Annotated in this window: 32 protein-coding genes and 2 pseudogenes; 6 read left to right on the top strand and 28 right to left on the bottom strand. The window is 54.8% G+C overall.

All coding sequences use genetic code 11. The features are described 5' to 3' along the window. Positions 1 to 13: 13 nt before the first annotated feature. From IAE48_RS10655 to IAE48_RS10625, 7 genes are read right to left on the bottom strand one after another with little or no spacing between them, the layout of a single operon-like run. The gene (locus tag IAE48_RS10655; RefSeq protein ID WP_200134312.1) at positions 14 to 178 is read right to left on the bottom strand and encodes a hypothetical protein; all 165 of its coding nucleotides are present in this window, start codon (positions 176 to 178) and stop codon (positions 14 to 16) included. Beyond that, complete coding sequence (locus IAE48_RS10650; RefSeq protein WP_200134311.1) at positions 175 to 615, bottom strand: hypothetical protein; 441 nt, start codon at positions 613 to 615, stop codon at positions 175 to 177. The genes IAE48_RS10655 and IAE48_RS10650 overlap by 4 nt, the downstream gene beginning before the upstream one ends. 10 nt (positions 616 to 625) lie before the next feature. After that, positions 626 to 2,044, bottom strand: a complete 1,419-nt coding sequence (traB, locus tag IAE48_RS10645) for an F-type conjugal transfer pilus assembly protein TraB (RefSeq protein ID WP_200134310.1) — start codon at positions 2,042 to 2,044, stop codon at positions 626 to 628. Continuing rightward, positions 2,041 to 2,781, bottom strand: coding sequence for a type-F conjugative transfer system secretin TraK (gene traK, locus IAE48_RS10640; protein WP_200134309.1), 741 nt, complete (start codon positions 2,779 to 2,781; stop codon positions 2,041 to 2,043). The genes traB and traK overlap by 4 nt, the downstream gene beginning before the upstream one ends. Positions 2,782 to 2,794: 13 nt before the next feature. Continuing rightward, positions 2,795 to 3,373: a TraE/TraK family type IV conjugative transfer system protein gene (locus IAE48_RS10635; RefSeq protein ID WP_200134308.1), complete on the bottom strand. Its 579-nt coding sequence runs from the start codon at positions 3,371 to 3,373 to the stop codon at positions 2,795 to 2,797. Between the two features lie 4 nt (positions 3,374 to 3,377). Then, positions 3,378 to 3,680, bottom strand: a complete 303-nt coding sequence (gene traL / locus IAE48_RS10630) for a type IV conjugative transfer system protein TraL (protein ID WP_042718120.1) — start codon at positions 3,678 to 3,680, stop codon at positions 3,378 to 3,380. Positions 3,681 to 3,682: 2 nt separating this feature from the next. Further along, complete coding sequence (locus IAE48_RS10625; RefSeq protein WP_042718119.1) at positions 3,683 to 4,036, bottom strand: type IV conjugative transfer system pilin TraA; 354 nt, start codon at positions 4,034 to 4,036, stop codon at positions 3,683 to 3,685. A gap of 197 nt (positions 4,037 to 4,233) precedes the next feature. On the opposite strand from IAE48_RS10625, the gene IAE48_RS10620 reads away from it, so the two are divergent. After that, the gene (locus IAE48_RS10620; protein ID WP_200134455.1) at positions 4,234 to 4,869 is read left to right on the top strand and encodes an Arc family DNA-binding protein; all 636 of its coding nucleotides are present in this window, start codon (positions 4,234 to 4,236) and stop codon (positions 4,867 to 4,869) included. A 39-nt stretch (positions 4,870 to 4,908) separates the two neighbouring features. On the opposite strand, the gene IAE48_RS24310 is transcribed toward IAE48_RS10620, so the two are convergent. Then, complete coding sequence (locus IAE48_RS24310; protein ID WP_326903089.1) at positions 4,909 to 5,523, bottom strand: relaxosome protein TraM; 615 nt, start codon at positions 5,521 to 5,523, stop codon at positions 4,909 to 4,911. Between the two features lie 403 nt (positions 5,524 to 5,926). On the opposite strand from IAE48_RS24310, the gene IAE48_RS10610 reads away from it, so the two are divergent. Continuing rightward, positions 5,927 to 6,451, top strand: a complete 525-nt coding sequence (locus tag IAE48_RS10610; protein WP_200134307.1) for a lytic transglycosylase domain-containing protein — start codon at positions 5,927 to 5,929, stop codon at positions 6,449 to 6,451. A gap of 33 nt (positions 6,452 to 6,484) precedes the next feature. On the opposite strand, the gene IAE48_RS10605 is transcribed toward IAE48_RS10610, so the two are convergent. From IAE48_RS10605 to IAE48_RS10550, 12 genes and pseudogenes are all read right to left on the bottom strand, one after another. After that, positions 6,485 to 7,306: a DUF932 domain-containing protein gene (locus IAE48_RS10605; RefSeq protein ID WP_200134306.1), complete on the bottom strand. Its 822-nt coding sequence runs from the start codon at positions 7,304 to 7,306 to the stop codon at positions 6,485 to 6,487. Positions 7,307 to 7,327: 21 nt separating this feature from the next. Next, entirely contained in the window at positions 7,328 to 7,624 is a 297-nt protein-coding gene (locus tag IAE48_RS10600) for a hypothetical protein (RefSeq protein ID WP_233631544.1), read from the bottom strand. Positions 7,625 to 8,343: 719 nt separating this feature from the next. Beyond that, positions 8,344 to 8,694: a hypothetical protein gene (locus IAE48_RS10595; protein WP_200134305.1), complete on the bottom strand. Its 351-nt coding sequence runs from the start codon at positions 8,692 to 8,694 to the stop codon at positions 8,344 to 8,346. A 109-nt stretch (positions 8,695 to 8,803) separates the two neighbouring features. Beyond that, positions 8,804 to 8,950, bottom strand: a pseudogene (locus IAE48_RS10590) (succinate dehydrogenase flavoprotein subunit); the annotation flags it as partial. A 75-nt stretch (positions 8,951 to 9,025) separates the two neighbouring features. Next, positions 9,026 to 9,493, bottom strand: coding sequence for a DUF1419 domain-containing protein (locus tag IAE48_RS10585; protein WP_200134303.1), 468 nt, complete (start codon positions 9,491 to 9,493; stop codon positions 9,026 to 9,028). Positions 9,494 to 9,562: 69 nt separating this feature from the next. Beyond that, the gene (locus tag IAE48_RS10580; protein WP_200134302.1) at positions 9,563 to 9,886 is read right to left on the bottom strand and encodes a hypothetical protein; all 324 of its coding nucleotides are present in this window, start codon (positions 9,884 to 9,886) and stop codon (positions 9,563 to 9,565) included. A 798-nt stretch (positions 9,887 to 10,684) separates the two neighbouring features. Further along, positions 10,685 to 11,098 carry a hypothetical protein gene (locus tag IAE48_RS10575; protein WP_200134301.1) on the bottom strand — a complete coding sequence of 138 codons (414 nt, stop codon included), beginning with the start codon at positions 11,096 to 11,098 and terminating at the stop codon, positions 10,685 to 10,687. A 567-nt stretch (positions 11,099 to 11,665) separates the two neighbouring features. Then, the gene (locus IAE48_RS10570) at positions 11,666 to 12,385 is read right to left on the bottom strand and encodes a plasmid SOS inhibition protein A (RefSeq protein ID WP_200134300.1); all 720 of its coding nucleotides are present in this window, start codon (positions 12,383 to 12,385) and stop codon (positions 11,666 to 11,668) included. After that, on the bottom strand, positions 12,382 to 12,816 hold the full coding sequence (psiB, locus tag IAE48_RS10565; RefSeq protein WP_200134299.1) for a conjugation system SOS inhibitor PsiB: 435 nt from the start codon (positions 12,814 to 12,816) through the stop codon (positions 12,382 to 12,384). Before psiB ends, IAE48_RS10570 begins: the two co-directional genes overlap by 4 nt. 42 nt (positions 12,817 to 12,858) lie before the next feature. Next, the gene (locus IAE48_RS10560; RefSeq protein ID WP_200134298.1) at positions 12,859 to 14,853 is read right to left on the bottom strand and encodes a ParB/RepB/Spo0J family partition protein; all 1,995 of its coding nucleotides are present in this window, start codon (positions 14,851 to 14,853) and stop codon (positions 12,859 to 12,861) included. Between the two features lie 68 nt (positions 14,854 to 14,921). Then, entirely contained in the window at positions 14,922 to 15,209 is a 288-nt protein-coding gene (locus tag IAE48_RS24090; protein WP_233631542.1) for a hypothetical protein, read from the bottom strand. A gap of 812 nt (positions 15,210 to 16,021) precedes the next feature. After that, positions 16,022 to 16,360 carry an antirestriction protein gene (locus tag IAE48_RS10550; RefSeq protein WP_233631541.1) on the bottom strand — a complete coding sequence of 113 codons (339 nt, stop codon included), beginning with the start codon at positions 16,358 to 16,360 and terminating at the stop codon, positions 16,022 to 16,024. Positions 16,361 to 16,849: 489 nt separating this feature from the next. Here IAE48_RS10550 and IAE48_RS10545 point away from each other — a divergent pair, with 489 nt between their 5' ends. Continuing rightward, positions 16,850 to 17,887 (top strand): S66 peptidase family protein, encoded by a 1,038-nt coding sequence (locus IAE48_RS10545; RefSeq protein WP_200134296.1) that lies wholly within the window; start codon positions 16,850 to 16,852, stop codon positions 17,885 to 17,887. Positions 17,888 to 18,055: 168 nt separating this feature from the next. Here IAE48_RS10545 and IAE48_RS10540 read toward each other — a convergent pair whose 3' ends face one another. From IAE48_RS10540 to IAE48_RS10510, 8 genes and pseudogenes are all read right to left on the bottom strand, one after another. After that, positions 18,056 to 18,292 carry a hypothetical protein gene (locus IAE48_RS10540; RefSeq protein ID WP_200134295.1) on the bottom strand — a complete coding sequence of 79 codons (237 nt, stop codon included), beginning with the start codon at positions 18,290 to 18,292 and terminating at the stop codon, positions 18,056 to 18,058. Positions 18,293 to 18,632: 340 nt separating this feature from the next. Continuing rightward, positions 18,633 to 19,109, bottom strand: a complete 477-nt coding sequence (locus IAE48_RS10535; RefSeq protein ID WP_200134294.1) for a GNAT family N-acetyltransferase — start codon at positions 19,107 to 19,109, stop codon at positions 18,633 to 18,635. 155 nt (positions 19,110 to 19,264) lie between these two features. Further along, positions 19,265 to 19,702: a GNAT family N-acetyltransferase gene (locus tag IAE48_RS10530; protein WP_200134293.1), complete on the bottom strand. Its 438-nt coding sequence runs from the start codon at positions 19,700 to 19,702 to the stop codon at positions 19,265 to 19,267. 187 nt (positions 19,703 to 19,889) lie between these two features. Beyond that, positions 19,890 to 20,846 (bottom strand): annotated as a pseudogene (locus IAE48_RS10525) (IS110 family transposase). A gap of 353 nt (positions 20,847 to 21,199) precedes the next feature. After that, positions 21,200 to 21,424, bottom strand: a complete 225-nt coding sequence (locus IAE48_RS24085) for a hypothetical protein (RefSeq protein WP_233631540.1) — start codon at positions 21,422 to 21,424, stop codon at positions 21,200 to 21,202. 151 nt (positions 21,425 to 21,575) lie between these two features. Further along, positions 21,576 to 21,830, bottom strand: coding sequence for a hypothetical protein (locus tag IAE48_RS24080; protein ID WP_233631539.1), 255 nt, complete (start codon positions 21,828 to 21,830; stop codon positions 21,576 to 21,578). Between the two features lie 110 nt (positions 21,831 to 21,940). Continuing rightward, on the bottom strand, positions 21,941 to 23,236 hold the full coding sequence (gene brnQ / locus IAE48_RS10515) for a branched-chain amino acid transport system II carrier protein (RefSeq protein WP_200134292.1): 1,296 nt from the start codon (positions 23,234 to 23,236) through the stop codon (positions 21,941 to 21,943). 63 nt (positions 23,237 to 23,299) lie between these two features. Further along, on the bottom strand, positions 23,300 to 23,980 hold the full coding sequence (locus IAE48_RS10510; protein ID WP_200134291.1) for a transcriptional regulator: 681 nt from the start codon (positions 23,978 to 23,980) through the stop codon (positions 23,300 to 23,302). A gap of 207 nt (positions 23,981 to 24,187) precedes the next feature. Between IAE48_RS10510 and IAE48_RS10505 the strand changes: the two genes are divergently transcribed. From IAE48_RS10505 to IAE48_RS10495, 3 genes are all read left to right on the top strand, one after another. Further along, complete coding sequence (locus tag IAE48_RS10505; RefSeq protein WP_233631538.1) at positions 24,188 to 24,586, top strand: RidA family protein; 399 nt, start codon at positions 24,188 to 24,190, stop codon at positions 24,584 to 24,586. 17 nt (positions 24,587 to 24,603) lie between these two features. Then, entirely contained in the window at positions 24,604 to 25,536 is a 933-nt protein-coding gene (locus tag IAE48_RS10500) for a pyridoxal-phosphate dependent enzyme (protein WP_200134290.1), read from the top strand. Between the two features lie 386 nt (positions 25,537 to 25,922). Continuing rightward, positions 25,923 to 26,630, top strand: a complete 708-nt coding sequence (locus IAE48_RS10495; protein WP_200134289.1) for an aspartate/glutamate racemase family protein — start codon at positions 25,923 to 25,925, stop codon at positions 26,628 to 26,630. Positions 26,631 to 26,664 lie beyond the last annotated feature (34 nt).

The following is a 26,664-nucleotide window of genomic DNA, read 5'->3' as shown; positions in this document are numbered from 1 at the left end:
GCTCAGTCATTGGTTAGTTAGCTAAGCCCCTGGTGCTTATGGAGGAAAAACTGCACTGTGCCGTCAAGGTCAGTCCAGACTCCCTGGCTTCGCTTTTAGTCGCACTGACCATCAGCACCAGGGAGACGAGCAGAGCCAGCGTAACGAGCATGAGGGTGTGCACTGCATAACGGTTCATGGCAGCTCCTCTGCCTTATCCGGCGTATTCGCCTGAGTCTGCGGCGTTGCTTTTTCCGGGTGAAAGACGGTCATGCATTCGCTTTCATACCAGGCCCGCAAGTCGACCGGGTCCATACGCAATTTCCGTTCAATGGTCTCCTGAAAGTGCTGCCAGGCTGCCTTGTTACGGGGCCGGTACTGTGACAGTCGCCGACGCATTGCCCGTGGCCAGGTATCATTCCGCCATCCAGGAATAAGGAACATGACGCCTGCCACTGTCCCCACAATCCCCCCTACAAACACAGGCAGATGATTAGCCCCCGCTACGGATGGCATGACAAGCACAAAGAGCACCACATAAAAACTTATCTGGCGGGGGGTGAAGGCGTTGCGTTCCCATTTCTGAATATCACTGCCAGTCTTGCGAAGAATCGTGATGTTGTATTCATCATTCATGCTTTCAGCCTCAGTTAATGGTGTCACCCATCTTCAGGCCACGCGCCTGCCGCATGACTTCATCCGGATCGATGTTGCCGACAGAGGTCGTGGAGGTTGAGGACGCCGGGACAGCCTGGGCAGTGTTTCCGCTGACAGCATTCTGTGCGGTCTGGCCGGCTTTCTGTGCCTCGGCCAGCACTTTCGCTTCCTCCATATCCTGACGGGTTTCGAGCTGGAAGCCCTTCTGGAACACCACGGTGACCGCATTACCCGCCCCGATATCGATGATGGGGTGATACTGCTCGGCGCGCTTAATCCAGTACTGGCTCAGCGTTTCAGCTGCTTTGCTGCCCCCGCCGCCCAGGCCCTGCCCTAACACATCCCCGGCACTGACGTTCGCGGTTGCCCCCAGTCCGACAGATGGCGTGGCAGCTGACTTGACGCCCTCGCCAATCCCTGACAGGAAACCGGCCGCACCGGCATACCCGATAATTTTTCCGTTACGCATGACGGGTGTGCCCTTGATGCCATACTTGCCCTGCCAGCTGACATGGCCTTCAAATTCCATGTCGATATCCTTGCCGTTTTTCAGGTTGCAGGCGATGGAGCGAGTCCGCACGTTACCGCGCTCACTGGAAATATCCCCCCAGGCCTCGCCCACGATAAAACAGCCGTCCAGGTCAAATTGCTTGTTGTTCGGCATGGTGGTTTTGCCCCGCAGGCGGATGGTCACGGGTCTGGAGTCCTGCTGACCGGTGACGCTGGCGTTGGCGTCAACACCTTCAATCAGCACGGCTTCCGAGAAGGAGCCGGACGATATCCAGGGCAGCTTTGTGGCTTTCTTTTTCAGGCTTTCATAACTGAATGACGTTTTCTGCATTCCCCCGTTCATGCGATTGCCACTGCCGCCCGGATAGAATCCGGCGCCCTGGGTACTGGCAGGACCGGTGGCGGCCGGTGTGCCTGTCGCAGGGGTTACAGTGTACTGGGGGAGTCTGGCCTGACCGGCAGCAACGGGACCCGGCAGTGGTGTGCCGTCTGCGGCAGCAGGAGGTGGCTGCTGTCCGGAGGGTTGTTCGTTGCTGCCGGTGGCACCCGGCTTCGTCTGCATCTGCTCGCTGAGGCGCTGGATTTCAGCGTCCTTCTTCTGCAGTTGCTGGCTGAAAGTGGTTTTGCTCTGCTCAAATGACTGCGAGAGCTGGGCCAGCTGCGCTTCGAGCGCGGACGTTCTGGCCTGCTGTTGTGCCATCGCGGACTGGTTGACCTGCTCGTCAAAGGTGGCGGTGACGACGCCGGTCATGTTGGGCGCGGGCGCGTTCTGCGCCTGCTGTGCTTTGTTATCCTCGGTGCCGAAAGTCAGCACCAGGGCAGTGGTGACGCCGGCAGCGACCAGGACGCCGATAAGGATGGCGAGCTGTGTGCGGCGGGTTTTCACATTCAGGTTCATGCGCGCGGCTCTCCGTCATACGAGAACACCACCCACACATACCCTTCCCCGTTCGCGTAAAGCTGGTTCTGCGACAGCATCACGGCCCGGACGCCCTTGCGCCAGAAGTCACGCTCGCGCAGCTGCGTGGTGACCACGCCGGGGTTTGTCATGCGAAACCGCACAACGCGCAGGTGGGAGCCGGTGAACTGGCGCTCCGGGGTCAGCCTGACGGTGACGGCCGGGTTATAGGCCGGCATGCGGCTGACGGGTAACGCTTTATATCCTTCCGGCACATCACCGAGGGCGATGGTACGGGAGAGGCTGACGAGCGTTTTTTCGTAGCTCTGCCCTTCTTCCCACGCTTTAGCATCGTCATTGGCGACTTTTGGTGCGCTGAGCGGGGTGAAATGCAGTGTCCTGCCCGTTCCGGGTTTCGGTGTGACGTTGAGGCTCAGCGCCGCACCGCCGGCAGTCTGGATGAATACCGTGAAATTCTGACCGACGAGTGGCGAGAGCAGTAATGCGCCATCGCTAGTGTGGTCCTGGTCGTAGGCACCTGTAGGCCCGCTGATGCTGGTCACCAGTTCCCCGTCAATAATGATTTTGTTGGGGTTGGTGTTACTGAGGTTAACGCTGAAAGAGGCGTCATTCTCAAACGGTATGGCGACGGGTCCGGTGGCGGCCCGAAGGCCGCCTGTGAACATGACCGTTGCCATTAACACAGCAGCAGCTGCCGGTGAAAAACGCTTTTTCATGGGCAGTCCTGATTCAGTTAGTGGTGACCGGCATGAGTTCGGACATTTCATCGAGATTGATGATGCCGTTCTCATAACGCATCCGGAGCCGGTAAGTGCGTGCCTGCTCCTTCAGTTCGGTGGTGATATTGCCGTTGGTGGTTGAGGGGTGGAGTACGACGTCTGCGTCAATCACGCCGGGACTGACCATGCGCAGCGCGCGGACGTCGTAACGCCAGGTGAGGCCTCCTTTTTTAATGCGGTCAGCTTCCACATCGAGCGCTTTTTTCAGTGCGTCGCGGCTCTGCGCGGGCACGTAGTTGAGCAGCATCTTTTGCTGGCTGTCGATGTTCTCGGGGCTGACGTTCAGCCTGAGATACAGGAATGACGTGGCGAACATATTCATGCCTGCGGTATCGGCAGATGAGGCATCGGAGCTGAAGGGCTGGTTATAAGACATGGGCGTGACGATGGTTCTTTGTGTGCTGTAAAAGTGCCACGCAAGAGCGCTGCTCAGAATCGTTGCTGTGGTACATAAAGCAGCGAAACTGCCCATCCCGATAAAAGCGAGTCGCAGGTATTTATCCCGGCTTCGCTTGATATCCATTTTCATTTATTCACGCCCTCCAATGACGGAAACCTGAGTCAGGAATTGACCGGAAGGTCACCCTGAAAATAAAGGTGGGCAGGTACCAGTAACAGAAATTCAGTAACCAGAACGAGCCCTGCCCTTTTTTCAGATACCTGACTAATAACCACAGCACGCCCGAAACTATCCCCAGGGCGGTCGACATATTGCAGACGATACCCAGTAAGGTCAGGGGAGCAATAACGAGGAGTTCGTCGAGGGGGAGACCGAAGAATCGGGCCTGCTGATTGAGGGTTTCCGGGAAGTAATATTTATCATCCTCCCCGTTCATTTTTAGCCTGCGATGGCGAAGCCCATGCGGGTAAAAATAATGACGATGACGAGACCGAGAAATACCAGAGGGGAGCGGGCTTTAATGTACAGGAATAAAGCGATAAAGATTTCCGCGTAGTAGAAGTATTTCTCAAGTGACGACCCGTGACCGAAAGTGCTCGAAACGGTAGAAGACTGTGAGGCCAGTAAATCAGTACTACCTGCAAATGCGTAATTGCAGGCCAGAAGAGAAAGAAGAATTAATCCTCCATTTTTTAAATACTTTCTCATCTGAATATTTTCACGGGCTTTGCGAAATAAAGACGCTACCGCCCATCCCTTTGTGACCTTAAGGGCATTGTCCTCAGTGAACATGCTTGTTTCTCCGGAAGTAAACAAAATGTGTTTGCGTAAGTGCTTGTTTACGCGGGCATAAGTATCTCATGACCCTAAAAAAAAAAAACTGTGAGCTATGTCACACTTTTCAACATCATTAGGAATTATCTGACTACCGGCGCAACATATCCTGAGTCATGCAGGTATGACGCCTGTGATGTCAGGGATCTATGAATATGAAAGTAAAAGAGAATCTGTGGGAAAAGCGTGGTCGCCCACGGAAGTTCACTGCGGGTGAAACAGTGGAGTGGCGGCTGCGTGCGCCGGACAATCTGCTGATGGAACTGCGGGTGTGTGCACGAATAAGCGAGAGGAGTGTTAACGATGAAATTATCGCAAGGTTACTTATTTCACTGAATTATCAGCCGCATGTACCTGTAATTAAAACGGTTGAGGGGGAAAGATTACTTTCTCTGGCAGTGAAGTTTGAAGAGTGGCTGTGTGATTTATTAAGTGATGGTAATGAAGATGAAAATGAAAACAAAAAGGAAAAGGCGCGTGATGAGCCAGCCTGGATGTGGCGTGAAGGTGTGCGGGTGTTAATTCCCGGAAAGACGTCAGGCTACAGCATGCGCATTCCTGAGAATCTTGCCTCTGAAATAAGAATTATGGCGCGGGTGCATAAACGCAGCCTGAACGATGAAATGCTGACAAGGCTGATGAATACTATGGGTTATTTAACCCAGCGGCTTCTCGACCAGAACGAGGATGCGCAGGCGCTTAAAGTGCTGTGCATGGCATTTGAGTGGTATCTCAGGGAGAAATTATCGGAAGCGGAGGATGTACCGCTTCCGTGGAATAAACCGGAGTAATCGTGACAGTTCTGGCCGGCGGCTTTGCCGGTCAGATTGTTATTCTTCCTCAGCAAGAAAATGATGAGACTCTGCCTCGTCCTCTGCGTTGTTCATAGCAGTGAAATTCTGGCTGAGCAGCTCTTCCAGATTACCGTCCGGGCTTATGCCTTTAGAATTCAGATACATTTCTGTAATCATTGTCATCAGTATCATAGTTCCTTCCCTTGCACCGCTGGCTTTTCTGATTAAATCCCGACGAAACCCTTCGAGATCGAAACTGGCAGGCTCTTCCCGCGATTTATATACCATGATACCCAGACGAACGAGTTCATTGACCTGGTTGGAATAGCTCACATCGCTGCTTGTTGCGCCCTTCTGTCTTTCAATTTCTAGAATACCTTCAATCTCGCGATCGATTTTATCTTTAAAGTAGATATTTTTACGCGGCATTAATTTTCCGTCCTGTTCAAACAGTGCCGGAAGCAGCACTGTAAGCGAGAGATTTTTAAAAAATGAGTCTGGATGATTTTGCGTAATATGGTGTGCTAATCCGGCACCTGTCAATGAAAAATTACGTTTATACAGGTGTTCGCATGCGGCACTGTATGGTGTGTTAATCCGGCACTGTATAACCAAATATGTTTTATAACTTCCTGAATATACGCAGTACACACCTTTCGGCCACCTTACAGTGCCGCCAGCGGCACCACCAGGTGTGCTGTTCCGGCACTGCTGTGTGGCCGGTTACGGCACTGTAAGGTGTGGGGAATAACACACCTTTTTCTTTATATTTCAAATACCGCACAAAATAATCAGAACAACAACCTGATTCCAAAGGAAAAATCTGCAAGACGAAGTCTTGCGTGGGGTGTCATGTTTTATATGTTTGCAAAGAGCGGCCAATAATAAGCGACACCAGAGCCTCTTTAATATCAGAGACTGACTCCGGGCACGTACCCGCAGCGCTCTCTGCGCGTTTGTAAGAGTTGGTATTGATTTAAATGATCGGCGGGGGTATTTTTTATTGCGCTGCTCAAGCGACATTCCACGCGCGCAAAACGCAAAGGTTATAAATATGAATAAACTCGGTCTCATTCTGCTCTGCGTCTCAATGTCCTGCAGCGCAGCACCGCAAATGTGTTTCGACCAGGCAGGGCGGGACTACCAGATCGACCCGCTGCTGCTGATGTCAATTTCAATCAGAGAAAGTCGACTCAGGCCCGCTGCGGTTAATGTGGCGAACAATGACGGTTCGGAGGATGTATGCGGGATGCAGATAAACAGTTCGCATTACGGTAAGCTGAAAAAGTTTAATATTACACGATCGGATCTGCTTAATGATCCATGCGTCTGCGTTTACACCGGCGGATGGGTTCTTGCGCATAACTTCAGGTCATACGGAAAAAACTGGGACAGCGTGGGAATGTATAATACCGGTCCGTCGAAAAACCTGATCAAACAGCGACGGGCCTATGCCGACGATATAAGAAATATTTACCGCATTCTGCTGGCCAGAAAATCCATACTTGAACAGCGTTCTGTGCAGCAGGAAGAAACGCAGCTGACGGCAAAAATAACGCCTGGGCCGCTGAAAGACTGATATAAAAAAACCCGGTTAACCGGGTTTTTTTATTCAGCTTTTCAGCCGGGCAAACTCTTCCGCCATTTTCCACAGCGCCTGGTTAAGTCTGATGTCGCCATCAATTCCGGTCACCGGTCGCGTCGTGGTTCTTTTTCCTTTCGCCGTTCTGCCACGCACGCCACCTTTGATCAGATTCTCCTGCACAATATTGAAGGACGTCCACAAATCGGTTTCTTTGTCATACCAGGCGCGGGGCTGAATTATCTGCTCCGGGGTGACCGGCGATTTATCCTCGCCATATTTATATTCCAGCGCCATCGCGCCGAGCAGGCGACGTTCGGCGCTGTCGAGCTGGATGCTTTTCATTTTTTCCATATTGTCAGTGACGGCATCGAACACGCCCAGCACTTCATATGCCCCCTCGATAACCTGCGAAACAATATCCCCTTTGTGCGGCACGTTAATTTCGCCGAACGATTTCCAGCACACCAGGCCATTTGTGCAGACCTGACGGAAAATACCGGGGATCATTTTATAACTGCTGGAGCCATCATGGCTGTTCAGCAAAACGATTTCCGGCACCTCTGACCCGCTGCCGTTATTTCCGCGACGCAGGCGAATCATGTGTTTGGTAAAATCCCGGCGTTCCGGATCGCGTACCCGTGACTGTCCGGCATAAAAGGGTTCGAAACCTTCCTCACGCAATTTATCCAGCAGAGTAATGGTCGGAATATACGTGTAACGTTCAGAACGTGACTCATGTTTTTCAACCGAAAACGCACTCGGCACGACGCGCATTAATTCATCGTTCGTTAACGGGCGGGTATTACGCATCATGTTCGGGGCAGCATAACGGGTGGATAAGCGGACCATAATTTTCTCCTCAACAGTTAATCAGTCAGATAAAACACGAAATAAAGAATCGAGCGGCATGGCAGCTGCAACCGGCCAGCCATTTACAATCCAGATGATGCTGAAGTCCGGCACATCGTCCTGATATATGACGATCTCCTCCACGCCAGCTGGCGGGTCAAAGTCGTGGCGTTTCGCGCCTGGCATGTCATCAGTGACAGCAAAAACCCAGCAGAGAATGTCAGTGGCCTGGGCATCCGTCAGGGGCGTGTCTTTACCCCCCATCTTCCTGGAAGATTCGGGAGCGGCGGTTTTGCCGTTGACGTATCGTGTGTGCATTCTGGTTTTCTCCTCGTCGATGGTTAATCCATCTCCCTGGTGAGTTCTCTCGCGGCGAAGGGCAAAGGAGCGACGGCAAGGGGAGGAAGGAGGGGGGCGGAGACAACAGTTTTTGCGGCCCTTTGCAAAAAGTTTTGGCGGAGTGCATTTCACCCCCCGGATGACGACCCGGCGGTGCTACGACCAGCCCTCCGCGTGAGAACGTCAGGGTGATGGTCTCCGGCGTGCTGACAGAATGCACACACCCGACACGGCGGAACGGCGTGGCGACCTTAAAGCACCGGCAGCGCCGGGGCGGTGGACGCGGCGCGACCGTTCCGGTCGCAGCAAGCGGTGCCCCTGACCTTCTCCATCGGACCCTGGCGGCAGCCCGAAACCCGAAGGGGTTCGGCGGAGACCGGCGCCCGCCTGCGGGCGACAGTCGGAGCAGGGCCGACGACCCGGCCGGTACGGACGGGGAGCCGAAGGTGGCCTGCGCCTGACCTTGATTTTTATTTTGATTTTGTTGCCGGAAGCAACCGGCAATGGTGAGCAGACCAGGCTAATCCTGCTCAACCCCCACAGAGGCAGCAGAACACAGGAGCAGATGAGAGGGATCTGTATGCAGATGAGGGTGAGGAGGCGGAGGGTGGTATGCGGGTGCGCCGCAGGCGTTCCCGCCCTGCCCCGTTCCCCGGAGGGGAACGCCCTTCCCGGCTTTTGCCGTTCCGGGCACGGACTCAGAAATCGTCTTCCTCTTCAGCATCGAAGTGAAATTCAGCGACCCTGATCAGCTCCGGCAGACCGTTAGCCGCCGGGGAGATGATCCCCACCTGGTGGCACAGGTGCATCATACTTGCCATGAAATCGACGATCACGCTTCCCACCGGCTCGCCATCTTCAGCCATGCCGGTGCGTTGCGCGAACAACCACAGCGCTTCGGCTGCCAGGCTGACGCGTTGCCGGTTGTCGTGTATCACCACGGGAAACTCCGCGATCGGCAGCTGTGCCGCCAGCGCTTCCAGCTCTGTCGCCGAAACTGTCTCAGCCGCAGTATGTTCCGGGGCTGTATCAGTCAGGTTAACTTTCATCGTTATTCTCCCTCTGTGTGGCAGGCCACCCCCGCAGGGGTGGCCGCCTCCCTTATGCCAGACCCAGCGCCGGATAAACGCTGCTGCCATTATCTGCATCCACAGACGCCCCCAGACCGGAATACACCGTGGTCATGAACTCCTGCCAGCGCCCGAACGGCATGGCGGGGATGTGCGCGGGTTTTCCTGCGCGCAGAGCATTTACAAATGCCGTCGCCTGTGCGACAGTTTGCGGGTCAAATATCACGGATCTCATCCTCCAGTTTGTTTTGACGTGGTCGACACCTGGTCCGTGCCGACCTTTGATTAAGCAGGGCTTTGCCCTGCTTTTTTAATGCCCGGAATTCGCTGAATCCCCGGCAAAAAATGCCCACACCAGGCTCATGTGGATCTGCCCCGGCGTCAGCGTGTCCAGATCGCGGCACTCGAAGAAGCGCCCACGGAAGCGGGCAAAAATGCTGGTCACATCCCCGCCATACCGTTCCGAAGACCTGAACGACTCACACTCACCTCTGCGGTGCCAGTCCATTGGCGGCAACACCTCCAGCTGGTCGATGTACCGCGCCTCGCTGATTTCATGCCAGGGCTGCCGGTAACCTTCATTCTCGCGTTTCAGTGCATCCACGGTGGGGATCAGCTCCATATCGGGCATCTCCTCGCGCATCTGCGCCAGGGTCTGGCCGCCGAACGTCGAACGCCATTCCCCGCCTGACTGCACGGCGTAAGCCCAGATGCGCGAGCGCGATACCTGAAAGAAGGCCATTTCGGTGGGTCTGAGTGCTGCTTCAGGTGCTGACATTTTTCCTCCTGGTGGCGGCCTGTAGCCGCCATTTCGTGTTTATCTGCCGCCCGTCAGGGCGGCACCGTGTTAAATGCTGAAGCCCTGGCGCTTAATTTCGCGGGCGAATTGTCTGAAGTGGTCAGCTTCCACCAGGTGAACGTGGCGAAATTGCTTATCCACGCCGCCACTGAGTGCATAGTGGTAGCGGCCTTTCATTTTCTCCGGGCTGCGACGGCGCATTTTCGTCAGCTCCGCGAGCGAGCTGAACGCCATCACATCCCATTCAGAATCCGGGACAGTCGTGCCGGATTCGTTTTCAGCGATCAGGATGGTGAGCGACGCGGTTTCGCCCCCCATCTTTCTGGTAGATTCCTGAGCGGCGGTTTTGATGTTGACGTTTTGTGTGTGCATTCTGGTTTTCTCCTCGTTGATGGTTAAGTCCATCTCCCTGGTGAGTTCATCGCGGCAAGGGCAAAGGAGCACCGGCAAGGGAAGGAAGGAGGGGGCGGAGACAAAAGTTTTTGCGGCCGTTCGCAAAAACTTTTGGCGGAGTGCATTTCACCCCCGGATGACGACCCGGCGGTGCTACGAACAGCCCTCCGCGAAGGACGGCCAGGGAGACGGGCATCAACGCGCTGACAGAATGCACGCACCCGACACGGCGGAACGACGTGGCGACCTTAAAGCACCGGCAGCGCCGGGGCGGTGGACGCGGCGCGACCGTTCCGGTCGCAGCAAGCGGTGCCCCTGACCTTCTCCATCGGACCCTGGCGAAGCCCGAAACCCGAAGGGGTTCGGCGGAGACTGGAGCCCGCCTGCGGGCGACAGGCGGAGTAGGGCCGACGACCCGGCCGGAACGGACGGGGAGCCGAAGGTGGCCAGCCCCTGCCCCTGGTTTTGTTTTTGAGGTTGAAAACATCCGGCAATAATGAGCAGCCCCGTAAAAACCGTCACAATGTCAGCAGAACACAGGAGCAGATGAGAGGGATCTGTATGCAGATGAGGATGAGGAGGCGGAGGGGATAGTGCGGGAGCGCCGCAGGCGTTCCCGCCCTGCCCGGTTCCCCGGAGGGGAACGCCTTTCCCGCCGTTGACGTTCCCGACAGCGTATACCCCGGCCTCGCGGGGCACACACTACCTGCCTGTTCAGACCTCTGTAGAGCCTATCCAGCTGCCGCCCAGACAGGCGGCATGACAGTGAAGGGCGAATCAGTAGTTTTCTTCGTTGATTTCTTCCAGCTTCGCTTCAAATGCCCGCTCACTTCTCTCATACGCATCGTCAGAAATATTAAAACCTGACGCAGCTGCGGCATCGTAGAAAGCCGGGCGGTGTGACAGCGGCAGTGAATTCGCGTATGAGCACGCCCTGTCCAGAAAGAAAAACTCATAAATTTCATGATGCTGTCCACACCCTTTGCTGGCAGCCTTTGAAAAAGCGTCAAGGAGTGACTTTGCAGAGATCACGTCATGCTCACCTGAAGAGTGGAGGTTTCTGACGAAGCCATCGCTGCGCAGGGCACTTTCCCACCACTCAGCTGATGCATAAACAGCACGATTTTCGCCCCCCATCTTTCTGGTAGATTCCTGAGCGGCGGTTTTGATGTTGACGTTTTGTGTGTGCATTCTGGTTTTCTCCTCGTTGATGGTTAGGCCATCTCCCTGGTGAGTTCATCGCGGCAAGGGCAAAGGAGCGCCGGCAAGGGAAGGAAGGAGGGGGCGGAGACAAAAGTTTTTGCGGCCGTTCGCAAAAAGTTTTGGCGGAGTGCATTTCACCCCCGGATGACGACCCGGCGGTGCTACGAACAGCCCTCCGCGAAGGACGGCCAGGGAGACGGGCATCAACGCGCTGACAGAATGCACACACCCGACACGTCGGAACGGCGTGGCGACCTTAAAGCACCGGCAGCGCCGGGGCGGTGGACGCGGCGCGACCGTTCCGGTCGCAGCAAGCGGTGCCCCTGACCTTCTCCATCGGACCCTGGCGGCAGCCCGAAACCCGGAGGGGTTCGGCGGAGACCGGCGCCCGCCTGCGGGCGACAGTCGGAGCAGGGCCGACGACCCGGCCGGTACGGACGGGGAGCCGAAGGTGGCCAGCCCCTGCCCCTGCCCTTGCCCTTGCCCTTGTCCCTGCCCTTGTCCCTGATACTGACTTTCAGGCCCCGGCGTCACCCGCCTCATTTTCTGCAGCCCTTATCCTGCGTGGCCCAGCTTGTCCGGCACCTGCCAGCGATCGGCATTTTTTTCACTCCGGCTCATACCCCTCACCACATCCCTCAGCACATTCAGTACTGACCAGAGCGGTTCATGCCGGTGCCACTCCAGCTCTGCGAGCGAGGCAAAACGTTTCCGCCACTGCCAGAACTGTTCCGCCAGCTCGTACTCGCGCAGTTCATCAGCCCAGCGCGTGTACCACGTCCCCACGTTCTCCGGTGACCGGAAGTTCAGGTCTGTCCGGGCCTGCGCGACCAGACTCTGGTGCAGGATCTCCTCCCGGCACAGGCTTTTCGTTTCACGCCGGATCGTTTTATGCAGATGCAGTTTCCCGCGCTGATCCTTCCGGGATGCATTGCGGAACACCACATCCGGGAACAGACATTCCTGCACCGTTGCCGGCAGCGGCGAGTGGCAGTGCTCACCCCGGCTGACCAGCAGGACTTCGAGCGCCTCCTCAAGCCTGCGCAGCGACCAGATTTTAAAATGCGGGTCCCAGCCCAGCCCCGGAATGGCCTGAGCGGTACGGCTGCTGAGGCGACTTTCGCCGGTCAGCAGGCGCATGAATGCGCGTGCATGCGGGTTGTCTTCCGGCAGACGCCTGCGGCTCTCGCCGCGCAGCTCGACCTCTGCCACCGCCTGCAGCGCAGCCTGGCGTGCCGGGTTCAGGGTAACGAGCGCGAGACTCGCGGGGATCATGACATCACCTCCGCATTCATCAGTTCAGCGATGGTGGCCGCAGAGCAGTTAAAACGGTGCAGTCCGGCAACCTGCGCCAGCAGGGCGCTGACGGCCACCGGGTCATGCCTGTCGCGCTGCGACAGGATCCTTACCAGCCCTCCGTCGGCCGCCAGCAGGAACAGTGTCCAGGCCGGGAGCATTTCACCGGGGCTGCACAGGCAGAGAAAGTATCGCTCCGACCGGTCCGGGGCGAAGCGCAACTGGACAGGAAACTGGCCGCCGAACTCACAGCGATACTCGGCATTCACGCGCCAGCCCTGCGGAACCGGAATGGTGTTCATCACGGCGTCGCTCAGCTGGCGACGTTCTTCATCACCACTTTCGCGGACGGCTTCCAGCTCAGCGGGGATCATGCTGTTGAGGACTGCGGGGGTATATTTCATGCTCATGGTCGTTTTCCCGGTTGCCCCGGCGGGGCAACCGTCTCCTGGTTATGCGGCGTTGTTGTCAGCGGTGTCGTTCAGCGTCGCCGGAACATCCGGCTGCGGGCGGGTCATCCAGTCCGGCACCCAGCGGGTTTCCGCGAGGGTGGCGGCAGCCAGCTTCGCGGCCTCGCCTTTTTTCAGCTTCATCGCCTCGCGGGCGCGGTCCTGGTGCCCTGCCTCTGCCAGCGCGTCGCCAATCTGATCCTTGCTGATGCTGCCAAAGTAGTCCGCATCCGGCTGCCACCATTCGCGCAGATCGAAGTCCAGCGCGGATTCAAGGGTTTCCAGACTGCTGTGGTCGGTGCGTCCGTACTGCCGTCCCTGCACCCCGTTGATGCCGGATGCCACGCAGTAGCTCAGGAGGGTAAGAAGCTGCTCTGAGGAGAGATCCAGCATGGTGCGAAAATCGGTTTCCCACTGCGGCGGCAGGGTCAGCAGCAGTGCTCCCCGCATGTCCCGCATCGCCCGCCAGCCTGTGCCCTTCTCCCCTGAAGGCGCATCTGACATACAGGACCATGAGCAGTCGCGGATAGTCATGCCCAGGGGAGCCTGTACCCTGCCCCCGATCTTACCGAAGGCGTCGCGGCAGAGCGTCCAGGTCAGCAGGGCCAACGCCACATGCGGTCTGCCGGACAGCGCAGCCTGCACCGCCAGGGTACGTTCGGACGACATGGCCCGGACCAGTTTCTCGGAGAAGGCATCTGCCGGGATGCCGGGGGTCCTGGTGGTGATCACGCGGTCTGTCGCGGCGTCTGTCGCCGTGTGTTCGCCCTCTGCGGCCTCGTTATCCTGAGCAGGTTCGACGCGTTTTACGCCACGCTGGATGCAGAAACCCCCGGCTTCATACGAGACCACCACGCCGTGTGCCGCCTTATAGGCCGGGGTGAACAGGCGCGCGCGCGCCGCACTCTCAATGTCCTCGATACGCTGCTGAAGCGCGTTTTCGTCCTCTTCGGTTTCGCTCTCCAGTAACTTCTGCTCAAGACCGACCACCGTGGCCCTTTCCTCGTCAGTCAGTTCAGGCTCAGGCAGACACACGCGCAGGGTCAGTGCATCACGGTGCGTGATTTCATCCATCCGGCTTTCACTCCATGCCCAGCCCTCTTCGCGCTGAAGTCGCGCCGCCTCGCCAGCCAGTTTGTCGAGCAGCAGCCGCTGTGTCAGGAGGCGATCAGCAAACCCCTGCCCTTCGTCGCTGAACAGGTCACGATCAACCACCCCTCCGGCCGCCACGTAGGCGTCCTCCCCGACGAACCGGAACGCGGCAGAAGCCATGTCTATTTTGATGCTGTTCACCTGCCCCTTCAGCCACCCTGCCGACGGCATACCGCTACCAAAAGCCTCTTTCGCACTGTTCCAGATGTCCACCTGGCGGGCATGATCGTGTTCAAGTGTCATCACCTGACACAACTCCAGGGTAATGCGGTCGTGCATCAGTTCCTCAATCAGCGCCGGGGCGAGATTCGCCAGGCTGAGGATGCGCTGGACGTGACGGGCAGTGAAGCCAAAGAGGTCACCGATCTGCGCCGGGGTGAAGCCCTGCTCTGCCATCTTGCGGAACCCGGTCACCTGCTCTGCCGGGTGCATCCTGCGGCTTTTTTCGTTTTCAGCCATCGAGGCCGCGACCGCCAGGTGCTCCGGAATACGTTTGACCGGGACGAACGGCTCATCAGCCCCGGTGAAGCCTTCCGCGACGAGTACGCCCGTCGCGCGGGTGCGCCCGCTGCCGCACACCACACCGAGCAGGCCGTCCGGATGGTCGACAACCACCAGGTTATGCAGGAACCCCAGCGCCTTGATACTGGCGGCATACCCGGCGATTTCCTCGTCAGTATGGGGCACGATGCGGACGTTATAGTCCGAACGGGTCAGGCGGGAATACGGCACGTATTCCACGGGTGCCTGTTGCAGGGCAGCCTCAACGGCTGCCGGTGCAGCGGCGGCTTTTTTCGTGCGGGCTTTGCGTGTGGCGGGTTTCGCCGTAGTATGGGTGGTGACCATTATTGTTTCCTCTTAGTTACGGTGGTGGTTATGCCGTGCCCGGAGTGCGATCCGGTCACGGCGCTTAATCAGTCGTGGTTTCGCTGCACATCGCGCAGCCGGTTTTCGAGCGTGGCCAGAAAGTCCGGCTCAAAAGACCATGCATGCCAGACAAGGCGGCCAAACTGGCGTATCTCAACCTGTACATCCCCGCGTGATGATGCCCGTGCGGTAAAGACGGTCACGCCGTCCTGTAACCGGCGATACCGGGCGATCAGCGCCTTCGCCTGTAAAGCGATGTCTTCCTGCGTGTTTTGATCACATCTTCCGGCGGTTTCTCCTCCGGCGGTCCTGCCGTTGACGTTTCGTGTGCGCATTCTGGTTTTCTCCTGTGGTGATGGTTAATCCATCTCCCTGGCTGGTACTCTCGCGGCAAAGGGCAAGGGAGCGACGGCAGACGAATGAACGCACGGGTGTCGGCAAAGCCGCAGCGCAAGCGAGCCGGATTTTCGGCGAGTGCGAACGGGTGCAGACGACAGCGCCAGGGGCGCGGCCCTTGCGGGCAGGCGGATGACGGTGCTACAGACAGCCCTCCGCGTGAGTGCCGGCAAGGGGGTGGCATCACCACGCTGAGAGAATGCGCGCACCCGACACGGCGGAACGACGTGGCGACCTTAAAGCCCCGGCAGCGCCGGGGCGGTGGACGCGGCGCGACCGTTCCGGTCGCAGCAGGCGGTGCCCCTGACCTTCTCCATCGGACCCTGGCGGCAGCCCGAAACCCGCAGGGGTTCGGCCGGAGACCGGCGCCCGCCTGCGGGCGACAGTCGGAGCAGGGCCGACGACCCGGCCGGTACGGACGGGGAGCCGAAGGTGGCCTGTTCCGTATCCTCTTTTGTTTTTCCGGTGTCCGGTTTTTCCCCGCGCAGCTGCTGCACAACTTCACTTCCATGTTCACCCGCACCCGCACCCGCACCCGCACCCGCACCCGCAGGATGAAAATCTTTTTGCTGAAGATGGCCAGACATTTTCTGCCGGAGGATATGCACGGGACAGGGAGGCGCTGCGCCGCAGGCGCGGGGCATCCCTTCCCGGCAGTCCGCAGGGCTGCAGAAGGTTTTTCGCGCGGCCAGACCGTCGCCGGACGCCGCAATGGGCACGGTAAGGGGGGCGCTCGCGCCCCCGTGTTTTATCAGTACAGCGCGCGGAAGATATAGTCTGCCTCAAAGTGGGTTTCAGCCCAGGCCATCAGCTGGCCGTAACGCTGACAGAAGAGGTGACACAACTCTTCCTGATCGTGGTGATGATGAACAAACGTCCGGTGACTGAGCACCAGAGCGGTGATGATGATCCCCGCCGCCTCCGCGCTGAGTTCGCACTCAAAGCCGTTATGCGGGTTGCTGAAAAACGCGGAATCCATCTCCGGCACCATAAAGCCGCCGCCACCCGGCAGGCGGTAAAATTCCCAGCTCCCGCCCTGATAGTTATCAATGTATTTCGTGGCGTAGCCGTAGACTGAGGACTCGCTCATCACGAAATCCCGTCCGAAGAGTGCAGGTAAAAATGTCAGTCGTTGTGCGCCCTTAAGCAGAACCGCCTCTGTATGCATTGCCTTTGTATTCATCACATCCTCCTTTGTTAAAGTGGTGTACAGATCCGGCTTTTGCCGTGCCGACACGTCAGCCCGACTTCGAGCGAAGGATGCAAGGGAAGCACCGCAGGCCGCAGCGCAGATAAAAAGCGAGGGGTGGCTGGACGGTTATCCCGCGAAAAATGAGCGGGATAACGACGGGAAGACGCCACTCAGTCATTCGTAAAACTGCGACCGGGCGAGGATGAAGCCCTTGCATCCTGAGCGTTCGGGCTAAAGTAGAGGCACGGCAAATGCCGTAAACCGCACCTTTCGTCAGTGGTTTTGAGCGCAACGAAGTCAGGAGCCTGATCAGGTCATAAACTGGGGGGTTGGCAATGTGCACATATTTATGGACTATCGATTCAAACCTGACACATGGACTTCAATATGATGACCCGTATTCCCCGCAGACTGGCTCCCGGAGACCTGATTGCTGTTACGGCTCCCTCCTCAGGAGTACCGCAGCACCTGCATACACGGCTGGAACATGCCATTAATAATCTTAAAAAGAGAGGCTTCAGAGTCCGGGAGGGCGAATGCCTTCGCTCGCAGCACAAGAATAAAAGCGCGTGCAAAGTCTCACGTGCAAAGGAATTAATGGCCTTCCTGACTGACCCCGATGTACAGGCGGTTATGCCGCCATGGGGAGGTGACTTAGCTATTGAGCTACTTGAGTTGATGGATTTCGAACTGCTACGCAAAACAGACCCAAAGTGGTTCGTTGGATTTTCTGATCTGAGCACTCTGCATTTACCTTTAGTCACGCTATCTGGCTGGGCAACATTACATGGCCCAAACCTTATGGATCTTGGTGCCAGCAATCCGGATTCCACGACAAATGCAGTGTGGGACATTCTGGAGGCAGAAAAGCGACAGATAATTGAACAATGCTCATCGGAGGCTTATCAAAATGAAGAAAATCAGTGGGGAACTTCCGGCGATGCTCCATTTAACCTGACACAACGCACAGAATGGAAAAATCTCAATCGTATGGCATCTTCAGTCCGTTTCCAGGGACGAATGATTGGAGGATGCCTTGAGGTAATATCCAGATTAGCGGGTACACCTTTTGGCGATATTCAGACGTTTAGAGAGCGGTACAAAGATGAAGGTGTAATTCTTTATTTTGAGAATGTTGAGATGGGACCATGTGAAATGACGAGAGCATTATTCAGTCTGCGCTTACAGGGATGGTTCAATAATCTGAATGGTATTTTAATTGGAAGGAGCGCAGCACCGGATGCAGATGACACCACAAAGCATAACTATGTTGATGCACTCAGGGCTTCGCTCAGTGATCTTCCTGTCACTGTGCTTTACGATGTGGATATAGGTCATGTACCTCCCCAGGTCTCTATCCTAAATGGTGTCCATGCAACAGTGAATTTTGCAGATGGTAGTGGGTCGATAACTCAGCAATTGTAATGGCATATTCCTGGATAGTTAGTCATGAAGGTCGGCAAATGCCGTTGCGGCACGGACTGAAGCCCCGGCCCGGTGTGCCGGGCCTGTGAATGCGGAGTGCAACGACCGCCTTATTGCAGAACAGGCGACCGCGCCGGCGGTCACCTGGTATTACTGCCCGGTCATCCGTTACGGGCGTGCACCGGTGACATACACAAACCCGCTTTCAGGGACCGTCACCGCGTCCGGCCACCCGTCCAGCATCCAGAGGCATACGGTTTCACCCGGACTCTCCATCATCAGGCAGACCGCCCCCTGCGGCGGGAGATAACTGCCGGGATGGCGGTGCGTACCGGGGCAGCGGAGGATATGGCAGAGCAGATCCATCATCTGGCTGAGGGTCAGATCGTTAATGATTTCTTTCACGTTTACGTCTCCTGTGGTGCCGGCGCCTTTTGCGCCGTGCCGGCACGCCACCCCGGTGAGCAGTCCGGAATGCAGGGGCGACACCGCAGGCCGCATGCGCCGGGATGAGCGGGCTGAATGCCCCGCGAATGCCGGGGAACGGGCGAGCAGTTGTGTTTGATGTCAACCAAAGAGGAGGTTTCAAAGATGTTTAGTGGTTGCAGGTGATAAACGTCCGCTATGAGCGAAAAGCGGACATTGAACACATGAGTCATAGTTAGCACAGGGGTTCTAAGCTGCCGTACTGAACTTGTCGCGATTAAATTTCCGTTGGTGAGCTCTCCTGCCGAGAGCAAAAAACTTAGGCTGATAATGCGATGGACATATCCATGCAACGCAGATCTGTTTGGGCAAGCCTTGATGGGGATGTAGTTTCCTTGATAAACATAAAGCCATGCTTTTCGTAGAAAGTTTGCGCGTTTGGTGTTGAGATCAAGGTTAACTGTTTCAGCCCTCTTTTAATCGCCTCATCTTTAATCGTTTCAATAATCAGGCTGGCAAAACCTTTACCAAAATAATCCGGCAATGTAAAAATAGCTTCCACGCTACCCTCGGTAATATCCAGATACCCCGTTGCCACTATTCCTGCATCAGGCAGCTCGACAACAAAAAAAGGATTTTCCGTAATAACCTCCCTGTAATGTTCAGGCATAGCTTCAGGCGTCCAGGCCTCAAGCACCCTGGCACAGTAACTTGGCTTACATCCTTCTCGGATAGAAAGATTCCTTATATTCCAGCATTCCGCTGCCTCTTCAGGTACTGCAAGTCTGATTTTCATCTGCTCTTCCTTTTCGTCTTATTATATTTATAGATTTATCATGAAACGATTTCGTTTCAACATCTTTGTTCAACAAAAGAGGAAAGTCCGCTTCTGGCACAAAGCGGACCTTCTGTAGATTCCCGAAGTCTGCCGGGACGAAAAGCAGATCTTTTCTATAAGGTCTTACTCATAAATATCCGGCTAGTACCTTCTGGTTTGCACTCAATACGTCCGAACTCTTTCCAGCCGTGTTTTTTGTAGAACTCAGGGGCTTGGAAGCTTATCGTGTACAAAAATGCTGCAGTACAGCCTCTTTTTCTCCCTTCTTCCTCAAAGCGAAAAAGGATATCTGTACCAAGCCCTCTTTTCCGCAACTCTGGTGGCAGATAGAAAAGGTCGATAAAAAGCAGGCCTAAAGAGGAACGTCCTTGCATACCTCCCAGCACTTCACCGGTGTCGCCTGATTTTATCAATACAGATAATGGCTGCCGATCGCTTATACCTGTTATTAAGTCGTTAAAATGATTAAGTCCCTCCTCAATAGGCAGCAATTGTTCTGCCCCCGGATTTGTGCATACATCCAGACATATCCCTTCGACTGAGCTATTCATCTAACTTACCTTTCCTGGAACAAGTGCTGTTAATATATACATATCCTTGTTTCCAGTACCATGCCGTATGTGTTCTTTTGTGATTTAATCAGCGTTGTCATGATCGTTCGTTCATGACACACAGCGACTGTCCGGGAAGCGTCTGCTGAAATCGTTCAGGGTCAGGCAAGGATGAAAGTTTTCAAGACTAAGAACCCAGACTGCCCGCGCCCTCATAAACCCAGTCTTTTTGATCACGAAACATCGCATTGAGTATGGTGACAAATTTCCTTATACAGGCCGTCAGAGCCACTTTTTTCGGTTTTCCTCTCGCAAGTAATCCATCATAAAATGCCCTGATTTGAGGGTTGAAACGAACTGCTGAAAGCATGGCCATATAAAGCGTCGCGCGCAGACCAGACCTTCCTCCCCAGATCGCCCTCTTCCCCCTGAGTTGTCCGCTGTCCCTGTCATAAGGACAAACACCAACCAGAGCTGACACCTGTCGGCGCGTAAGCGAGCCCAGTTCCGGGAGTTGTATCAAAAGAGTGGCCTGCGTTACTGGTCCTATACCTTTTACTTTATCGAGCAACTTACGTTTCGCCGCCAGAGTATCATCCTGGCGTAGCCGTTGCTTAATCTCGGCATCCAGTATATCAATCTCAGCATCAAGCCATTTAATGTGCCGCTTGATCCCCTGCTCGATGTAAATGCCACATCGTTCCCTGAGGCGGTTGGTTTCCATAACCCGACTCTGAACCAGCTGACGCCGGCGCATCAGCAGTATGGCTAAATGCTGTTGATGCTCGCTTTTTGCCGGTCTGAATTAAGGTGTCATGCGACGACCATACTCGCAGATGATTCTCGCGTCGATGGGGTCACTCTTTGCCACCCTGCCCATGGCTCTGGCAAAGTTCTTTATCTGACGAGGATTAATTACCGCGACTGGCAGACCCGATGCACTCAGCATTAATTCAGCAGTACAGTGATACCGGCCTGTTGCTTCCATGATAATTCCAGCGACAGCAAGCCCGCTGAGTGCTTCATGCAATTCAAGAACTCCCGCCGCTGAATTTTCCAGATGCAGTAACTGCCCGGTAGTGTCGATAAACACTTCCAGGGTGTTTTTGGCTACGTCTATTCCGACAGTGGTTTTATCACTCATGTTCAGTTCTCCCTGCCTTGCAGATACGGGCTGTTTGCACACCCGGGCAATTGTTCGGGCTAATACTGAGACTGATGTTGCGCAATGATGCTCACCCTCGGGCTCATATCCCAGGACGACGAACGTGCTACAACATCAGGTAAAACACAATGAGTGTATACGCTTCTCACTGTCACCCTGAACATACAAGGATGAGGACGAAGTGTACCCTTCAGGACGCAGCGGCCGGGCCAGCGTGAAGGCACGGTGTGGTTGCTTTGTCAGGGGAAGCCAGGTATTGAAAGTCCGCTTTGTGCCATAAGCGGACGTACTCTGCTTTAGCCGGCTGATGTATCAAAGCCAGGCTGCTATCTTTAGCGATCGCGCCTTTGCTCCGCTTTGTTTCTGATTAACACGAGGAAGCCATCACATATCAGTAATTCAACTGCGGCCCAGACAGGCACATACTTAAGCCACTCTTCCGCCTTTATACTTTCTCCCAGCAGAAGGGAAACGATGACCAGAAGTACAGGTTCAACATACCCCATCAGGCCAAACAGGCTGAAAGAGAGATGCCTGCTTGCAGTGATATAAGACATACGCTGACAGCGCGGCCAGCTTCTTTACCGCAGAGAGGCTCTCTCCATAGAGCAGACAGCCGGCGGTCAGCATAACCAGAGGAAGAAGAAAATAGCCCAGGGAAATGTTCAGTCCGTGACCGTTCAGGGGGGCCCAGATAAACAGCCACTGCTACATTATCATCAGCAGGCTGCTCAGAATAAGGCCGGGCAGCAGGAGAGACTTGTTTTTGATGCGATCGATAATCTCACTGACCGCGTTCCATTCACCGCTGGCGACCAAAAATACCGTCACAAAAGGAAATGCGATCATTGTTCGCCAGCCAAATACCGTCCCTCCGCTCATATCCGGAACCAGCGCCGCAAGATCGTATTGCGCGGCAAAAAGGCAGGAAGCCGTTACTGAAAGAATGATGCCCCTGTACATAGAAATCCTTTTTAAAATTAACTTTTCCCCATGAACATGAGGAGTTTAATCGTGCCCCAGCGCTTAACGTGGTCGTCAGCATTCATCTCAAGCCGAGCGTGACGCAGCCGCTAGTCAGGCTGTTGCCTGAACAGCCTCACTGCTGATTTGCTGATTACTGTCATTATCAGAAATACGCTACAGGCAGGCAGAAGCCAGACCATTTCCTGTTCATAAAGAGGAATAACCTTAATAAACGCCGGCATCGACGCGGCGGGTACAACGCTCTGAATAATGCCAAATGCCAGGGCAGTTACGATGGTTGGCAGGAAAATAACGGACGGGCGCCCGTTAACCGGCAAAAGCGCACCGGCAAGAACCAGAACAATAAATGGCGGATAGATGGACGTCAGCGCCGGCAGCGAGAAGCGGATAATTTCCGTCAGACCCATATTAGAAAAGATAGCTGACACCACGGCCAGAACGACAACGTTCATCCTGTAAGAAAGCCCTGTCAGGCTGCTGAAGAAAGCGGCGCATGCGCTGGTCAGGCCAATTGCCGTTACGAGACATGCAATCGTAATAATGAAGGCCAGTACAATGCCGCCCTGGTATCCGAACGTTGCACTGATATACGCCTGAAGCACCTCGGCACCGTTAGCCGCAGCATGCGCCAGCGCATGGCTGAACACCCCCAGATAAAACAGGCTGATATAAACGTAAACCAGTCCTGCGCCGGCAATCAGCGCAGCAGCAACAGTATATTTTGTTATTTCAGCGTGCTCGCTGACGCCGCGCCCCCGGATAGCGTTCACCACAATAAGGCTGAACACCAGAGCCGCCAGCGTATCCATAGTCAGGTAGCCATTAATCAGCCCCCGCGAGAACGGCTCAGTAAGGTAGTCCGCAGAGGTGACAACCTCATCTCCCCCGGGCTTCAGAAATGCATACAGCCCGAGCAGTCCCAGCGCGATGACTTTCACCGGGGACAAAAATTTACCTACAATCTCAACTAGCCGCAGCGGGTTCAGTGAGCAGAGAATAACGGTCAGGAAAAACAGGGCGCTGAAGGCGCTCAAGGGGAACCGGCCGGATGTAACAGGGTGTATGCCTATTTCATATGATACCGTGGCCGTGCGCGGCGTACCGAACAGCGGCCCCAGTGCAAGATAACAGATGACGGTAAGCAGCAGCCCCAGCGTTTTACCCGCAGGCCGGGTGAGTTCCGCCAGAGATCCGTTGTTACGGGCCATGGCAACAAGTGCAAGTACAGGAAGCCCTACGCCCGTAGCCAGAAAACCGCCGGCGGCAGACCATAAATTTTCACCCGCCTGCAGTCCGATATACGGCGGAAAAATAATATTGCCTGCGCCAACAAAAAGAGCAAACGTCATAAAGCCAATAACAAGTAATTCTGTGTTTTTCATCAGACTCTCGGTGGATTCCGTTAAGAAAAATTGGTTTCGCTGTATCTAAACCAGGAGTGGCCTTCAGGGCTGCGGGGTCTTTTTTATTTCATCGAGGTAGTTGTAAACAGTGTACCGGGTTACGCCGAGTGTTCTGGCAGCCATTTCCACACCGCCACGCACTATAAACAACCCTTTTTCCTGCATCAGCCGGACGATCTCTACTTTGTCTTTTTTTGTTGTGCCAACCCGTAACTGCCCGGAAGGCGGAATGCAGGCGCGGATAATTTCATGCATTTTTGCTTCAAGTCCCGATTCGCCACTTTCGGCTGCAGCTGCCTGTGACGGCATCAGGCGGGACAGCGTTTCACGTGCTGCGTCCACCTCGCTGTAGTCGGCATTAAAGCACAGGGACAGAGTGGCCTTTCCGCTCTCGTCCCTGAAGAGCACCGTCGAGCTGCACAGCGGTTTGCCCTGCGGACTGACCGTACGGTAGTTGGTAAATACGGCGGGATCGGTTTCCTCCGGGGAGGTTTCCTGCCCGAGAAGGCCTGTAAACCCCATATCATTTTCAGGGCCTTCAATAAGAGAGCTGCCGACCTGCCTGCCGGAAACATGACCGTTAATGATCCTGAGAACTGATGCATCAGGGCGTTCCAGATCGTGCAGCACAACTTCCATATGCTGTCCGGTTACAGAAGAAAGCGCCTCCATAACAGCGCTCAGTTCACTGATAAGTCTGTTTTTTGCATGTTTTTCTGACATATGAGAACTCTGGTTAAAGATGGGGTGGATATATAAACAGATAGCTGAGGTCTTAACAAAAGGACCTGACTCAGTCGCCTTTCCAGCCTCTTACTTCCCTTTACACATGAGCATATCATTAATTAAACACAATGTTGATAATTCAACTTTCTGTTGATAAATTATGTGACTCTGCTGCCGTGCAGGCAGGATAAGGATAAAAAATTAATGAACGAAGCAATGAGACGTTACAGCAGTACCCTTCCGTTTCCTTTTGCCACCGCTACGGAGGTAAACGGCATACTGTATCTGTCGGGCCAGGTTTCAATGACGGCACAGGCCGAGCCTGTATACGGCGATGTAGCCTCCCAGACTGACACTGTTCTTGGCAACATATCGCAGACGCTTGAAGGGATGAGTTCGGACTTTAACAACATATTTAAAGTCACCGTATGGCTTTCAGATATGAAACATTTTGCTGAATTCAATCGTGCCTACGCGAAGTGGTTTAAAAACGGATTTCCGTCCCGTTCTGTTGTCAGTTGCAGACTGGCATTTGATCTGGACGTTGAAATTGAGGTTCAGGCGCTCGCGGGAAAGCCGCATCGCGATGACGAACGTTACTAACCTACGGGCAGGACAACATGCAATTACATATTAATACCCCACTGATTAACTCCCGGCCTCTGAGCCAGACAGCCGGGCGTAACATCTGGCTTAAAATGGATGCGCTGCAGCCCTCTGGCTCGTTCAAAATTCGGGGAGTAGGCCTTGCGTGCCAGGAGTACTATCAACAAGGGGCGCGCAGTTTTATCTCCTCGTCCGGGGGGAATGCCGGGCTGGCTGTTGCCTATGCAGGCCGCATGCTTGGAATTCCCGTCACAGTGGTCGTGCCGGAAACCACCTCAAAGCGCGCAATAGATTTGCTGCGCCTTGAGCAGGCCAAAGTCATTGTTCATGGCAGCTCATGGCAGGAGGCCAATCAGCTCGCCTGTACGATGGTGGGAGATACAGATGCTTTCATCCATCCTTTCGACGATCCTCTTCTGTGGAAGGGTCATGCAACTATGATTGATGAGGTGGTTGCTGCGGGAGTACGTCCCGATGCCGTTGTTTTATCTGTCGGCGGAGGTGGTCTGATGTGCGGCGTTATGAAAGGTCTTGAGCGAAACGGCCTGGGTGACGTGCCTGTAATCGCCGTGGAAACGGAAGGCGCCGCTTCATTTCATGCCGCTGCTAATGCTGGTCAGTCCGTGGAGATAGAGACTATCAGCACGGTTGCAACCTCACTGGGCGCCAAGCGGGTTTGCAATAAAGCTGTTGAGTATGCTCTCTCCCGGCCCGTGGTAAGTGAAAGGGTAACGGACGACAGTGCCATCAGGGCCTGCCTTCAGTTTGCTGACGATCACAGAGTAGTGACGGAGCCTGCCTGCGGAGCTGCGCTGGCATGCGTTTATGAGGGAAAAGCCGTTCTGGACTCGTTCAGTAATATTCTGGTGATTGTCTGCGGCGGTGCAACGACAACGCTGGAGCAGCTGATGCTGATGTCCGCCAGGCTGGATATCAAAGGTGCCTGAAATGTCCGGAACAGAACGCTCTGAGCGGCGCATCGTTATCTGCACGATTATAGGGATGCTGGCTCTTTATCTCCTGATCGGCCTGAGTACGATTCATTGAATAATCAGCATCGTGATAACTAAGGGAAGGTTGCTGTTATTTTTTCATAAACTTTGTCCGCTTTTCGCTCATGGCGGACCTCGCAATGGTGACATGCCAGCTCTGTGCCGGAAGGAGACCTTGCATACATGACCAAACATAAATTAATCGGGGACATCGCACACACCCTGTTGTAAGTGGCTCCTAATAAAGAGATGCAGAAAATGCAACTCTTTAATTATGCTGGTAATTAAGTGATAATTTTTCCATCTGAAAAAGAGTATCAGTAAAAAAGGAGCCTCTGGCGATGACTGTTTCTCTAGGTGTACTTGCAGGTATGGGCCCCCGCTCGACCGCCCCCTTTATTGATATGCTGGTGACAGACTGCCAGATTGGCTATGGCGCAAAATATGATCTGGATTTTCCCAAAATGCATATCATTTCGTTGCCAACACCTTTTTGGCCCGGTGAGAAAATTAATGATGATGCGATGATCGTCGCCCTGCAGCAGGGTATAGACGAACTTGTCAAAGCTAAAGTGAGCCTTATAACTGTTCCCTGTAACCTTGCGCATTGTTATTTCAATGAAATGAAAGCGGCAAGCTGCGGTATTCCACTTTTGCATATTGCAGACAGTGCCCTCGAGTCGCTGCCGACAGAAGTAACCAAAATCGCGGTACTGGCTACAGAACCCACGCTTGAAGCAGGTTTCTATCAGGCACGAATAAAAGCCTCTGGCAGAAAGATAATAGATACACCGCGGCTTCGTGAAATGACCACGTTACTAATTGGACGAGTTAAAACAAAAGGCTTTCACGATCCCGATGTTCAGGCAGAGTGGCAGAGTTTGTTGGCAGAAGTAGAAACTCATCAGGTAGAGGCGCTTCTTATTGCATGTACCGATCTGAGTCCTCTGATAAATGAAAATCCTTACAGCTTTGTCATCGTCGATACGGCAGCAAGTCTTTCCAGGGCAACTATTCAGAACTTCAGGCGATTGTGCGGATACAGTTAAAATAAACCCCATTAATGTATCCCAAACCAGAGTC

It is taken from the genome of Kosakonia sp. S57 (genome assembly GCF_016516575.1).
In the GTDB taxonomy this organism is placed as follows: domain Bacteria; phylum Pseudomonadota; class Gammaproteobacteria; order Enterobacterales; family Enterobacteriaceae; genus Kosakonia; species Kosakonia cowanii.
The sequence above is the reverse complement of the archived record's forward strand: the minus strand, read 5'-3'. Positions and strand labels throughout refer to the sequence as shown.